The 12342-nt window shown below is 68.0% G+C and carries 16 protein-coding genes; 2 read left to right on the top strand and 14 right to left on the bottom strand.

Going from position 1 to position 12342, the window contains the following annotated elements; all coding sequences use genetic code 11:
• Positions 1–323 precede the first annotated feature (323 nt).
• The 7 genes from PAI11_RS21285 to PAI11_RS25660 all read right to left on the bottom strand — a co-directional run bounded on the left by PAI11_RS21285 (position 324) and on the right by PAI11_RS25660 (position 5076).
• Positions 324–1169, bottom strand: coding sequence for a class I SAM-dependent methyltransferase (locus tag PAI11_RS21285; RefSeq protein WP_007578552.1), 846 nt, complete (start codon positions 1167–1169; stop codon positions 324–326).
• 46 nt (positions 1170–1215) lie between these two features.
• A complete protein-coding gene (locus PAI11_RS24980) occupies positions 1216–1917 on the bottom strand; it encodes a class I SAM-dependent methyltransferase (protein ID WP_007578550.1) in 702 nt (233 codons plus the stop codon).
• A 97-nt stretch (positions 1918–2014) separates the two neighbouring features.
• Complete coding sequence (locus PAI11_RS21275) at positions 2015–3220, bottom strand: tyrosine-type recombinase/integrase (RefSeq protein WP_138974467.1); 1206 nt, start codon at positions 3218–3220, stop codon at positions 2015–2017.
• Positions 3217–3696, bottom strand: coding sequence for a hypothetical protein (locus tag PAI11_RS21270; protein ID WP_138974466.1), 480 nt, complete (start codon positions 3694–3696; stop codon positions 3217–3219). The genes PAI11_RS21275 and PAI11_RS21270 overlap by 4 nt, the downstream gene beginning before the upstream one ends.
• Complete coding sequence (locus PAI11_RS21265) at positions 3693–4241, bottom strand: hypothetical protein (protein WP_040601270.1); 549 nt, start codon at positions 4239–4241, stop codon at positions 3693–3695. Before PAI11_RS21265 ends, PAI11_RS21270 begins: the two co-directional genes overlap by 4 nt.
• Complete coding sequence (locus PAI11_RS25665) at positions 4238–4756, bottom strand: helix-turn-helix domain-containing protein (protein ID WP_081488575.1); 519 nt, start codon at positions 4754–4756, stop codon at positions 4238–4240. Before PAI11_RS25665 ends, PAI11_RS21265 begins: the two co-directional genes overlap by 4 nt.
• On the bottom strand, positions 4753–5076 hold the full coding sequence (locus tag PAI11_RS25660) for a helix-turn-helix domain-containing protein (protein ID WP_081488574.1): 324 nt from the start codon (positions 5074–5076) through the stop codon (positions 4753–4755). The genes PAI11_RS25665 and PAI11_RS25660 overlap by 4 nt, the downstream gene beginning before the upstream one ends.
• Positions 5077–6184: 1108 nt before the next feature.
• Between PAI11_RS25660 and PAI11_RS21255 the strand changes: the two genes are divergently transcribed.
• Positions 6185–6550 (top strand): helix-turn-helix domain-containing protein, encoded by a 366-nt coding sequence (locus tag PAI11_RS21255; RefSeq protein ID WP_040601268.1) that lies wholly within the window; start codon positions 6185–6187, stop codon positions 6548–6550.
• Between the two features lie 135 nt (positions 6551–6685).
• On the opposite strand, the gene PAI11_RS21250 is transcribed toward PAI11_RS21255, so the two are convergent.
• The 7 genes from PAI11_RS21250 to PAI11_RS21220 all read right to left on the bottom strand — a co-directional run bounded on the left by PAI11_RS21250 (position 6686) and on the right by PAI11_RS21220 (position 11879).
• On the bottom strand, positions 6686–7105 hold the full coding sequence (locus tag PAI11_RS21250; RefSeq protein WP_138974465.1) for a protein-export chaperone SecB: 420 nt from the start codon (positions 7103–7105) through the stop codon (positions 6686–6688).
• 28 nt (positions 7106–7133) lie between these two features.
• Positions 7134–7601 carry a hypothetical protein gene (locus tag PAI11_RS21245; protein ID WP_040601266.1) on the bottom strand — a complete coding sequence of 156 codons (468 nt, stop codon included), beginning with the start codon at positions 7599–7601 and terminating at the stop codon, positions 7134–7136.
• A 32-nt stretch (positions 7602–7633) separates the two neighbouring features.
• Positions 7634–8446: a hypothetical protein gene (locus PAI11_RS21240; RefSeq protein ID WP_040601265.1), complete on the bottom strand. Its 813-nt coding sequence runs from the start codon at positions 8444–8446 to the stop codon at positions 7634–7636.
• 51 nt (positions 8447–8497) lie between these two features.
• Positions 8498–8695, bottom strand: coding sequence for a hypothetical protein (locus PAI11_RS21235; RefSeq protein WP_007578546.1), 198 nt, complete (start codon positions 8693–8695; stop codon positions 8498–8500).
• Between the two features lie 125 nt (positions 8696–8820).
• Positions 8821–10077 carry a Fic family protein gene (locus PAI11_RS21230; RefSeq protein ID WP_050897349.1) on the bottom strand — a complete coding sequence of 419 codons (1257 nt, stop codon included), beginning with the start codon at positions 10075–10077 and terminating at the stop codon, positions 8821–8823.
• Positions 10078–10159: 82 nt separating this feature from the next.
• Positions 10160–11281, bottom strand: a complete 1122-nt coding sequence (locus tag PAI11_RS21225) for a tyrosine-type recombinase/integrase (RefSeq protein WP_040601264.1) — start codon at positions 11279–11281, stop codon at positions 10160–10162.
• Between the two features lie 319 nt (positions 11282–11600).
• Complete coding sequence (locus tag PAI11_RS21220) at positions 11601–11879, bottom strand: hypothetical protein (RefSeq protein WP_040601262.1); 279 nt, start codon at positions 11877–11879, stop codon at positions 11601–11603.
• 120 nt (positions 11880–11999) lie between these two features.
• On the opposite strand from PAI11_RS21220, the gene PAI11_RS21215 reads away from it, so the two are divergent.
• Entirely contained in the window at positions 12000–12338 is a 339-nt protein-coding gene (locus tag PAI11_RS21215; protein WP_040601261.1) for a hypothetical protein, read from the top strand.
• Positions 12339–12342: the final 4 nt, after the last annotated feature.

Below are 12342 nucleotides of genomic sequence, written 5' to 3'. Positions count from 1 at the left end.
CATGGCGCGCCACCGTCAGCTGCCCACGCGCGTCGGCCGGCTGCACCCGCGGTACGGCACGCCGTGGATGGTGATCGGGGCGACCGCGGCGATCGCCGCCGGCCTGGTCGCCGGCGACGCGGTCGCCAGCGCGTCGCTGGTCGTCGGCTCGCTGCGCGAGCGGACGCCGGTGCTCTGAGCGCCCGCGGCGGGTCTTCGCCGGGGCCACGGCGGCGCGGGCGGCACGCTACGGCGCTGCCCGGCCCGGGCAGCCTGCTCTAGCCGTGCCGAACGGCTCGCCCCGGACGAACCCAGGGCGAGCGATGTCCTGAGCCCGACCGGGCTCAGTCGAGGCGGCTGGGCTCGGTCAGGATCGCGACGTGCGGCAGCCCGTCGCGGCCGAGCAGCGCCCGGCGCCCGAGGCCGAAGGCCTTGTCCTTGAGCGCCGTGACCGGCGGGTGGCCGACGCCGAGCGGGATCGCGTAGGGCCGGCTCTGCTTGGTGATCTCGAAGCCAGCGGTGTGGATCATGTGCCGCAGGCCGGCGAGGTTCGGATGCCACCACTGGACCAGCGCCGGATCGCCGTCGAGCTGGGCGATCGGCTTGCGCGGGTGCATGATCGTCGTCCGCAGCCGCAGGAAGTCGGTCGAGAGGAACTGGCCGCGGGTGACCGAGCGGATCGCCTCGAGCGCGCGGACCGGATCGCGGAGGTGCAGCAGCAGGCTGCCGCAGATCGCGAAGTCGAACTCGCCGACCTTGTCCGGGGTCAGGTCGTAGACCGAGCTGATCGTCCGCTGGACCTTCGAGCCCAGCAACCGGTGGGCGGTCTCGAAGCCGTTGCCCTTCTCCTCGCCGACCATCACGTCGAGGGTCTTGGCGACGTGCGCGCGACCGCGCACCGGAACGTCCCACTGGGTGTGGTCCGGGATGTCGATCGCGACGACCTCGGAGGCGCCGCGACGCTCCATCTCGAAGGCCAGGAAGCCGTCCCAGGTGCCGACGTCGAGGCAGCGCTTGCCGGTCAGGTCCGGCCACAGCATCTTGTCGAGGATCGGCCGCAGATCGAACCAGCCGGGCGTCGAGATGCCGTGGGGCAGGTCGATCGTGTGGTACCAGAGCGGAACCGAGTCGACCGCTTGGCGTACTTCGTCAGCAGTCGGCGTGGTCGCCGCAGAGGTCGCGTCACTCATGTCGGGCACTGTACGGGCCGGCGGCGCGGAGCGCGACCCCGGCCGCTCAGATCGCTTCGCGACGCGCGAGGACGAGGCAGCGACCCGATCCCGAGCCCTCGATCCGCTCGATGATCAGGCGCTCCTGGTGCGCGGCCGCGGCGAGGGTCTCGAGATCGACCACCGCGCCCTGCCAGAGCGGGTGGCGGGCGACCCGCTCGGGCACCGCCGACTCGCCCGGGAGCCGCAGCGGCGGCGGCCGGTCGTGGAGATCGAGCAGGGCGGTGCCGTCGGGCCGCAGGACCCGCCCGATCTCGGACAGCGCGTCGAGGACCAGATCGACCGTCGGCAGGTGGCCGAGCACGCCGATCGCGACCACCGCGTCGGCCGCCTCGCTGCCGATCGGCCGCAGGTCGGCGGCGTGCCCCCCGTGCCAGCTGACGTTGCGGCGCCGCGCGTGGCGGGCGCGCGCGGCCTCGATCATCGTCGGGGCCAGGTCGATCGCCACCACCGCGTCGGCGACATCGGCCAGCGCACCGGTCACGCGGCCGGCCCCGCAGCCGACGTCGACCGCCAGCCGCAGGCCGTCCGCCGGCCAGCCGACGAGCTCGGTCGCCGCCCGCAGCAGCTCGTCGCCGCTGTCCAGGAACGCCTGCTCGTCCTCCGGCGCGACGCCGCCGGGCACCGAGTAGCGCAGCGGGTCCTCGCGGGCCCGGGCCTCCCAGAAGCGCTGGATCCGCTGCAGGGCCGGGTCGTGATCGAGGTTCACGTCGCGCGATGCTATCCGGCGGATTGCGGGCAGGCGTTCCGCCGATGGTGTGGGGATCGCCTGTTGCGGACGGGGCTCTTGCGGGTTCGAACGGGCATCAGACGGCCTCCTGTTGCAGTGTGAAACGCACACCAGACGTACACCAGGTTTCCCGTGCGGAGCGGATCTCGCCTTCGGGATCGATGCGGTCGCGGTCGTCGTACTCCTCAATGACGTGACCGTACGTGGAAAGCGTCTCTTTGGGGCTATGCCCCATCTGCTTCGCCACGTAGTGCAGCTGCCGACCCTCAGCCAACAGCAGCGACGCGAAGCTGTGCCGCAGCGCGTAGACGCGGGGAATGGCATCTGGATCGACACCCGCCGCTCGAGAGGCCGCGGCGGCCTCATCTGTACCCAGCGGCGCACCAGCGCGCTCGGCTGCCGCTGCCGCGGCAGCCATCCAAGCGGGACGCCACCGCTGTCGACGCCAGCGGTGCTGCAGAGCTGCCGTTCCAAGCTCCCCATTGGGACCGGTGAAGATCAACGCGCTGTCGTCCGGCCGCCCGACCGCGAGGCGATGTTCGGCGAGATCCTGGGCCAGCGGGGCAAGCAGCCGCACAGTGCGCGTCGCCCCCGTCTTTGTCCCCTTGATATCGCCGTACCCGTCCGTCGCGTGATGCACGTGGATCGTCTTCTCGCGGATGTCGCCCCACCTCAACGCCCATGCCTCGGCAGGCCGGAGTCCCGCGTAGGCAAGGACGGCGGCCAGCAGAGCGTCCGCGCCCGCCAAGTGCACCCGCACCTGCTCAACGGTCGTGGGCGCCAACGGGCGGACCTCATTGGCTGGCTCCGTCGGGACCTTCTTCACGATCCGAACGACGTTGCGCATGACCTCTTCGTCCTCGGCAGCTCGCTGAAGGATCGAACCGAGCAGTGTGAGCGCCTGGTTCAGAGCCTTGCGCCCTGCCCCATGCCGCAGTCGCTCCGCCTGCCACTCGCGCACGCGCGCGGGCGTGATGTCGCGCAGCGGGACGCCGCCCAACGGCTCGTCGATGTGCACCCGGTACAAGATCGCGTAGGTCCGCCTGCTGTTCGGTGCCAGGCCCGCGGCGTGCTGCGGCCCCCACACCTTCGCCACGTAGTCACCAAGCGACCGGGTCCCGGCGTCCAGTTGGGCGAGAGTGCCCAGCTGCTGACGCCGAACGACCTCTGCCTCGAACGTCGTCGCGTCCTTGCGGGTCCGGAACGCCTTGGACCGATGGCGACCGTCTTGCCGCCATCGCACATCCCAGGAGCCAGTCCGCGGGTTCTTCTTGACACTCACGGCGCCGGCGCCGCCTCGACATCGGCAACGAACCGACCGACCTCGGCCTCGACGTGTGCGATCGCCGTGCGGCACGGGTCGTCGCGTCGAATCGTAGCGAGCGATCTGACCGCCAGGTCGTGGAGCTCCACCATGCAGGCGAAGCCCGCTACCGGAAACAGCTCGCCCTCAAGTTGGCTGGCGATCTCACGCCACGCGACGCGTTGCTCCTTCGATCCGTGCCCGCGCTGCGCGAAGTGCTCATTCGCTTCTCGGGAGGCCATCAGAAGCAGCAAGCATGGGTAGCGCTCGGTAATGATCGCCGGCGCCCCGGGCGCGGCATCGATCGCCAAGAGCAGCCGGCGGGAGCGGGCGAGCCAGTGCGCGTGCGCCGCCAGCTGTTCGGGGTCTGCCTCAGTCGGGTCGCCGCTCAGCCAAATGTCGCGCACCCAACGCTCAACGGCAGCACGCTGAGCAAGGTCCAGGACCACACTCACGCGAGGGCTCCCGTCGAAACCGCCCGGCAAGAGCGGTCGACTGCGACCACCCGCAGCGCGAGCGACACTGCCGAGTCGAGAGCGCCCGGCCCGTACTCGTTCAGTAGGTCCAGCATGCCAACGCCCAACGCGCCGAGTTCCGTGTCACCGATGGCTCGCCTCAGTCGGCCCATCGCAGGGCCAGTGACACTGTCCGGACCAAACTCGAGCCCGCCAGACCTTCCGTCAGCGGAGTCCACGTCTCGCCGTCGCGCACGGCGCTCGAGCCAGGCGATGCGACGCGCAACCTCGTTGGGGCTCCCCCCTTCGACTTCGCGCCACAGGCATTCCGCTGCGTGCATGGAGACCAAGAGTCCGGCGCCAGCCCGCGGACGATCGCGCCATCTCGCCCACTCGAAGCGGACCAGCATGGTTGCCTCGCGCTCACGGTCGGTGTCGACGAGCTGGCGAAGTCCTGCCATCTCGTCGTCTCCCGAGTCCTGGACGAGCGCGTCGAGCCCGGCTGCGACCGCCTCGAACTCTTCGCTGAGTTGGAGGAGGCTCATCGCGCGCCCCTCGTGCTGCGGTTCAGCTGGACGACCTGCGCCTCGGCGCGACGGTCGATACCGTCCTGCATGTCCATCGAAGTACTCCTTCGTTGGGCCAGGCCCCGGGACGCGCCAACGTCGCCGGGGCCACTCTTTGAATGTCGGTCCACTCTACCCGACTGGGACCCCAGAATGGCCTTAGCAGCAGGCGATTCGACACCCGTTCGACGCCGCCGTGCCGGGCCGACGGAATGCGTCTGAATTCGGTCCGAAACAGGCTGCGGAATCGCGTCGACAGGAACCCGCCAGGTGCGGCCGACCCGCTCCGCGCCGGGCATACGCTCCTCGCGGCACCAGCGCTCGATCGTCTTGCAGTGCACGCCGAGCCGTTGGGCGGCCTCCGCTGTCGATTGCTGCGCCGCGGGCACGGCACCGAGGCGCCGGCCGATCCTGTCGGCCAGGAGGTCGGCGAGACGTTCTAGCGACGCGTCGTCGAGCGAAGCGACCAGGGCTTCGGCGACCGCCGCGCTCACGTGGTGGCCCCTTGTGCTCGCACGCGAGCGGCGCGGATAGCGTCGGACGCAGCAGCGGCACGGTCGGCGCTCGTCTTCGGTACGCCGCTGGGCGGCTCACGAAGGACGTACCTGGCATGGCGGACTCCGTTGCCGGTGGTTCGCTCGTTTGACTCGATGTTGTAGCCGCGTTGCCGCAGTTGCCTGATTACGCCTGCCAGGTCGACGATGGGCGTGGCGCCATCGGGCGGGACTGCCGCCCATTCCAGCGCCGAGGTTCCGGCCTCGCCGCGCTGGCGCAAGAGAGCCAGCACGCGATTCGCTTGGGAAATGCGGGCCATCACCGGCGCCCCTCGATGAGGCTGCGTAACGCCACCTCCGGTTCAGTGCCCACGCGCTGGTGCATCCGACGGGCGAGATGCAGCCGGGACATCAGAGGGGTGCGCACGCGCACGGTTGCGAGAACGTTCGCCCTTGGCGTTTGGGTGTGGGTCTCCGTCACGGAGGCCGCAGTGAGCGACATGGCAGCTCCTCATTTGGGTCTGACGCCCGCGCGGTGTCTAGCCAAACGCGGTGAGCCGATCATAGCGCCGCGACAAGCGGAAACAGCGCGAATTCAGATCTAAAACGACTACGCCTGACGATCGTCGCCCCGGAACGAGCGCGACCCGCCATATGGCGGGTCGCGCTCGAGACTTGGACAGCCAGACCACTGAAGCTGCTCCCGCAGCGTACCAGCGAGACCCGCCCGAACAGCAGCGAGAGATCTGGGCGTACGCCCAGTGTGCGTCTCCCGGGATCTCGGTCGGGCGGACTGCCCGCACGCCTGCGATGCGACCACTGTCGGGCCACTACCGGGTGAATAGCAGCCCGCATCGATCGGCGATTTAGATCTGAATTCCGTCTGAAAGTGCTCTACGCTTGCACTACAACGAAAACGGCGCCCGGCCCGAAGACCAGACGCCGTTTTCGCAACCGCCAAGTTGCGCAATACGCTACAGCACGCGGCCCACCGATCGGGGACCGGCCGCAGATTCGACCTCAGATGGGCGATTGGATCTCCCTGACCTTGTGACCGTCCCAGAGCCTTCGGGCTGGGTGGCGCAGAGAAGCCCTCAACGCAGTCAGCGTGTAGGGCAGGTGGTAACGCTGGACCTGGGCGCCTTCGACTCTGCGATCGACGCGACCGACGACGACCTCGCCGGATGCATCTTCCGCTCCTCCTTGCGAGGGGCGGTCTCTCTGCTCCCTCCTCCCGCTTCCTGCCGTCTGCACTACGCATCGTCGGCTGCGGCTCCTAGCCGCGTGAAGAGGCACGGGCACAGAGCGCAAGCGAAGCCCGTGTCGATGAGCGAGGCCCGCCGAAGGCGTCTACGCTCGGTCCGAAGTCATGTCCCTCGGCCTGCGCCGGTAGATTCGTCGCCTTCGGACCTCACGGACCACTTTCGGATGCCCACGCCGCCAAGTCCAACCATCGCCCCCGATGTCGACCTGCGCATCCGTGCCGCAGCAGCGCACGCCGGCCTGTCACTCGAGCGCTTGGCGAGCCGCCTGGCCGATGAGCACTCGTCCGTGATGGGCCTATCGTTTGCCAACCTGCGCGCGCTCGGCCGCCGCCAGCCCGTTCGTACGGAACAACTGGCCGCGATCGCTGACGTGACGGGCATGCCGTTGTGGTACCTCGTCGCCGGCGTGGACGCACTCGACCAAGCGCACCGGCCTGACGCCGTCGACACGGTCCCGTCCGAGATCTTGTCCGAGTTGCGTGAGCTCCGCAGCATCGTTGACCGAATCGCTGATGGCCTCGAGGGCTAGCGCTAAGACCCCAGGGCTCAAGCCGGGCGGCCTCAGCGCCTACGCCCGCATGCCCGACCAACTCCCACGACCCCAGATCGCAAACGCCCCGGCGAAAGGACGGGGCCTAGAGCTGAAAGTACGGTCTGGGACCGATTAATGGATGTCGGTCACCGGCCGGGTTTCGCGGAGACTAGGGACCGAGATCGTGAAGATCACCAGTGGCGGCAAGTCTGACATCGCCGTAATCTGCTGCACGTAGGAGCGCAGGTAGGGCCAGACCAGGTGCTGGGTGTTATACGTGAGCCAGGAGACGACATCGCCCGGCTCGACATCGGGAAGAGCCCAATCGAAGGCCGCCTTCAGCGTAAGGCTAAGGTCAAATGGCGGTCGGACTTCACCGTCCTCGCCCGCGCTCCACTCGATGTCGGCGTCCATCCAAACAATGGCGGCGTCGCGCTCGTCAGAGAGCTCGACGCTCAGGGACGTCACCACGCTGTACAACGGGTTGTCGTGGTCTTCGTCGAAGCTGCTATTCAGCGCGAAATTGACATTGGCCAGGCTGACGTCCTGCAACTGGCCTACCGACGATGGGAAGAAGACGTCAGGCCGCGACACGGGTCCGCGAGCGATCCGCTGTGGCAGGTTCGGCGGCGTGGACGGCTTCGGCCGCAGCTGCGTAGCGCCGATGGCGGTCCTTCACGGTCTTGAAGCCTCGAAGATGCTGCCGGTAGTGCTCCTGGTGGTTTGCGCGCCAGCGCGAGAGCACCTTGTGATGCAGCAGGTCCATCATGGCGTTCCGCTGCTGAGTCGGGACGGAACCCTGCTCCTCGATGGCGAAGGTGCGCGACAGATCTAGGAGAACGTGGTCGAAGTACTGGGCGTCACTAGGCTTGTACTTGACAACGGTCATGTCCGGGCCCCCCACGACAAACGGCTCCCGGTAGATCTGGGGAATGCAGTACTCGTCTGGCACGTCGACCTCGACGTGCCCCTCGCGCTCCAGGGCGATCCCGACCGGACGCGAGCCAGAGCCGAGAGGCTCCCAGAGGACGGCGAATCGGTGCGGCATGTGAGGCTCCTTAGGCGCGAAACGGGGTGCTTCTACCAGAACTTCGAGAGGACTGTACAGAGAATGTCGCGTCTAGCTTGCAGGAACGTGATCGTCGCGTCCCGCTCGCTGGACGAAAAGTAGGCGTCGGGGACTTCATGGACGGGGTCGCTGATCTCATCGTCCTTGACATTCGCGATGAGGTCAAGTAGACGCAAGCGATTCTCGCCCTGAGCTTGCCGCAATGCCATGCGCATCTCCGGGGGCATCAGCGCAGCGATGCGCCCTTCGGCGACATCGATCAGAGATCCGTCGATCTCTTCAAGGGCCGGCGTCGAGTCCGGTCTACAGCCAGCGAACTTGTCGCCAGGCCAGAGCCCACACTGGTTGTGATCGATCAGCCAAAGGCGGCACTCGACCGCCATCGCTGGACGACATCCCGGAGGGTGAGGCTCGTATGCCAGATTGGCATCGCGCCGATCTGTATTGCCCATCCACACGTCGAAAAGGGCCGCCAAGGGCAGGATGTGCTCGTTCCGAACCTTGGTCATGGCCGGAACCTGAGGGAGCTGGCGATGCGTCTTACAGCCAGCGATCCAGCGCTGGATGCTCGACGGCGCGCCGCCAATCTCGGCCAGCTGCGTCTCGGGGATCGGAAGTCCGATCTGGGTGCCAAGGACGTAGGCGACGCGCTCCATCCCGATCGAGAGGACTGTGGCGTCGCCTCCCTTTGACTTGACGAGGGCGAGCGGGATGGGTCCTGAATCTGCCTGCATGACGGAGCTCGTCGTCATCCCAGGCAGGCCGATCGTGTTTCCTGGCGGCGCGGCGGTCCACGTCGCGCTACTGATGGCCGGCACAACCACGCGGACATCATGACGTTTCTCGGCTGTCCGCGCTGATCTTGGATGCTCGGCTCAGATCCGCCCAGCCCACACGGCCCGCAGCACCCCGCGAACCCCTCCGTGGTCGACCAGCCACGACACCACCCCAGGCAGCGCACCACCAACCGCGGCAATCGCGGCGACCACCTCCACCGGCAGCCCCAGCAGCGCGGCCACGACGGCGAGGAGGCCGCCGCCGGCCGCGGTCGTCTCAGCGGGACGGCGCTTCATCGGGTCACCTCGACGCAGTCGCGCACCAACGCCGCACAAGGGCGGGGTGCTACGAGGACGTTCTAGACGTAGATATCGCCGGCGCCGATCCCCAGAGTCTCCGGGTCACAGCCGGAAGGCCTGCGCTACACGATGGTCGTGTGGTCGGAGTCTCGTGCTGAGGGCATGTGACGAATGAGCAAGCTGCTGTTGGCGGCTGCCCGGTCGCCAGCGCAGACGACGACGCCTCGTTTGGCTAGCGCGTTGATGTCGCGAGCGACGGTGCGGGGCCCCTTGTCGAAGTAGAGCTCCGCCAGCTTGGGGGTCATCCGTCGGATGTCGACGCGACGAGGCCAATCCGCGACGTCCGCTGTATCCATCGGCAGCGCCAGCGCAACCTTGCGCTGGCGCCGCTTCGCGACGGTGTCGGCCGGCAGCGTGTCGTAGACGTATTCGCGCCAAGTGGTAGCGAAGACCGCGCGGGAGATCTCGACGAGCTGCTCGACGAGTTGGTCAACAAAGCCCTGTGCCGAGTAAGCGATGAAGCCTGCCACGCCGCTCCCGTCCAGGCTGCGGCTGCTTTCGTCCAGCCGCGCGTAGTACCTGGTACGCGTCTGGTTGTAGTGATGGGAGAGCAGGTGTGCGGCGGTGAGCGGGACGCCGGCCTCGATCAGGATCGCGAACTCGATGAGGCGCGACAGGCGCCCGTTTCCGTCGCCGTAGGGGTGAATCCAGGCCATGTAGAGGTGAGCGAGGGTGGCGCGGAGGAAGGCGGCGCTGAACTTCGTCGCTGGGTCGTCGGCGTCGGCACCCGTGGGCCGAAGCTCTCGGCCGTTGATCCAGTCGCACAAGCACTCGACGAGGTAGGGGCAGTCCTGAGCTGGAGCCCCGCGGTAGACGCCGCCGACGGTGACGCTGTAGTCCCGGATTTCACCGGGCACAACACCGTCGCGAAGCTCTGTGCCGACGAGAAGCTCGCGGTTGAGATCATCGAGGAACTCAGGCGTCAGCTTCAACGGCTGCTCCTCATCGATGAGGTCCTTGGTCAGGCGGTTGAAGAGCCGAATGACGTTCTCAACTTCCTTCTCCAGGTACTCCTGGCTCGGGGGCACCTCCAGCTCACCGCGGACAGCCTGGGCTACCTGCTCCTCGGTCAGGGTGTTGCCCTCGATCGCGGTCGTGGCACGGGCCCCCTTCGTGACCGCCGTCTGGTGCAACTGCCGCGCTAGATCCGGCTTGAGCGGCGAGCGGGTGATGTGCAGGCACTTCGACTCGGCGGAGCCCATGTGCATCCAGAAGCGGTGGCCGAGCTTGTCGATCGGCGCTTGGAAATCGATCCACGGATGGCTCTTCCTGTAAGAGCGAGCGTCGCGCGCAGTTTGCGCGCTCAGAGCGGTTGCCATGAGTGCAGGCTACCACCCAGGCCTTATCGGCCTGTTTTTTGTCCTTCGGATTGTCCGGGTACTTGTCCCGCCGGACGGCCGTTCAGCCGCGTCCGCGCCACACGAGCCGCGCGACCCCGCGCACTCCGCCGCACTGGACCAACCAGGTGACGATCGTGGGAAGCGCACGCGACTGGCGAGCGAGCCACAGTTCAAGAGTCCTCGTCGCTCTGCCGACGGCGTCCGCCGTCGAGTGGCCATAGACGTCCAACGTCACGCCCGCAGCGCCCGCGCGGCCGTCTAGCGCGGCGTCTAGGCTCGCGCCCGACGAGTGGCCAAGCCAATCCCGCATCACCGGCAGCGGGACCCCAGCGTCGAACATCCACGATGTCACGGCGTGTCGCGCCTGCTGCATGCCGATGGGCTCCACGCCGGATGCCTCCCATGACGCCGCGGCCAGGCGTCGTAGGCGTTGCGTCCTCGTGCGCACGCTGCCACCACGGCCCGCGTCCAGGATAGGGCCGTCCGGCCGTCCTAGACCCGTCCAGCAGTGCCACAGAACACGTCGAGCGACACCGATCAGCCCGGCCGTGCGCTTCGCATTCACGGTCTTTTGGGCCAACGGGTCCTTCGCTACTTTCACCAGCCGGTCGTCCCACAGAATGTCGGACCAGGTCGCCACCGCGCACTCTTGTGCTCGCGCGCCGACCCATGCAGCCAGCGCCCAGCACGCCCGAACGTCCAAGCGCTCAATCGCTGACACGGCCGCCAGCACCTGCTCGGGCTCGAGCGGCACCACCGGCTCGTCACGCTCTGGCTGGCGTGGAATCGACAGGCCGGCCATCTCGCCATGGCGGGCGTGCTTGCGCAACGACGCCCACCGCCACAGTGCCCGGATCGCCGTCACGCACGACTGAATCCGCGACCAGCCGACGCCGTCGCGAACCAGTGTGTCGATCAACTGCTGGACGTCGCCGCGCTCAACCTGGTCGAGCCTCCGGTCGGCGAGGGCCGGCAGCGCGTGTTGGTGCATCGCGATCTCGTAGTCGTCGAGCGTTGTCGCCTTGTAGCGGCGATCCGCACGATTCAGCGCGACTCCAGCGCGGGCGTCTTCGATGAAGCGCCCCCATGCCGTCCCAAGCGTCAGGGCCTTCTGCTGGTTCGCTGAAGCGGCCGCGGCCAGTTGGTCACGCCAGCGGACTGCGTCGGCGACCGTCTCGACCATCGGCGACGCATGGCGGCCGCCGTTCCGCTGCACGCGAGCGAAGTACGTCGGTGGGCACCTGCAGCGCCGATTGTGGCCGTCAGCCTTCGCCGGGCACCTCGCACGATGGCGCCTGTAGACGGAGCGTTCGCTTCTCGCCACGAGATCGTAGTAGCGGCTCGCTTCCGCCCTTGGGCGCGGGAGGCTGTTCTCGTCCAGCACCAGTTGGGTGATAGCAAGGCGGGTGACGCCGAGCGCCTCCCCCGCCCTCTACGGACGGAATGAGGCTGAAACTGGTCCGAGACAGTCTGTGGCGGCCGGCCCGCCCAGCGTTCCTCGACTAGTCCGCGAAGAAGGACTCTGGAACCTGGAAGACAACCTCCTGGCGCGGGCCCGTGGGAGCGACGAGGTTCTGCCCGGCCATCAGCCCACGGGATGTCGGGATCTCGTAGTGCTCGTAGCTGCCACCGAGCGCGATGACCTCCCTCGCAACGGTTTGCTCACCGATGCGGTGGTCCGCAATGTCGCCGTACCGCAGCGCGCGGTGGCCGCCCTTCGCGACCATGAGGCTGGCCGATGCGTGCTCGCGGAGTAGTGCGTGGATCTTCTCAGTGCTCACGGCGCTTTCCTTCTCGGATGGTGCCCACTCCGGTGGAATGGGTGCAGGCGCCCCAGCGAGCGTCCCCGCACGGCCCAATCTAGTGCTTCGGGCGCAGCGCTTCAGTCTAGGATCATCGGCGTGCGCAGATTGTTCGCCGTGGCCCTCACTTCGCTGCTCGTGGCCGGCGTGGCCGACCCTGTCTCAGCCGAGGCCCCTGCCAAGCGCCGCACCTGCGCCCCGATCGTCGTCGTCGGCGAGCGCTACTCCGTTCGAACGTTTGGGCGCCCCTTGCCTCACTGTGCCGGCGCCCGTAAGCGGCTTCGTATGACGTTTGATCAGGCGATGCCCAACGGTGCCAAGACGACGATCAGCGGGTGGCGATGCCGCTGGACCATCTACGACTACGGCGGAAGAACCGCTGAGTGCGCTCGCCGAGGGCGCACACTGATGGCCTGGAACGCCGAGTACGGCGAGTAGCGGC

Source organism: Patulibacter medicamentivorans, assembly GCF_000240225.1.
GTDB lineage: Bacteria > Actinomycetota > Thermoleophilia > Solirubrobacterales > Solirubrobacteraceae > Patulibacter > Patulibacter medicamentivorans.
The sequence above is the reverse complement of the archived record's forward strand: the minus strand, read 5'-3'. Positions and strand labels throughout refer to the sequence as shown.

Excerpts from the sequence above, each read along its gene's own strand:
- PAI11_RS21285 (WP_007578552.1), bottom strand. The coding sequence starts at position 1,169 with ATGAGTGACGCGACCTCTGCGGCGACCACGCCGACTGCTGACGAAGTA.
- PAI11_RS21265 (WP_040601270.1), bottom strand. The coding sequence starts at position 4,241 with ATGAGCCTCCTCCAACTCAGCGAAGAGTTCGAGGCGGTCGCAGCCGGG.
- PAI11_RS25660 (WP_081488574.1), bottom strand. The coding sequence starts at position 5,076 with ATGGCCCGCATTTCCCAAGCGAATCGCGTGCTGGCTCTCTTGCGCCAG.
- PAI11_RS21255 (WP_040601268.1), top strand. The coding sequence starts at position 6,185 with ATGCCCACGCCGCCAAGTCCAACCATCGCCCCCGATGTCGACCTGCGC.
- PAI11_RS21245 (WP_040601266.1), bottom strand. The coding sequence starts at position 7,601 with ATGCCGCACCGATTCGCCGTCCTCTGGGAGCCTCTCGGCTCTGGCTCG.
- PAI11_RS21235 (WP_007578546.1), bottom strand. The coding sequence starts at position 8,695 with ATGAAGCGCCGTCCCGCTGAGACGACCGCGGCCGGCGGCGGCCTCCTC.
- PAI11_RS21230 (WP_050897349.1), bottom strand. The coding sequence starts at position 10,077 with ATGGCAACCGCTCTGAGCGCGCAAACTGCGCGCGACGCTCGCTCTTAC.
- PAI11_RS21225 (WP_040601264.1), bottom strand. The coding sequence starts at position 11,281 with ATGGTCGAGACGGTCGCCGACGCAGTCCGCTGGCGTGACCAACTGGCC.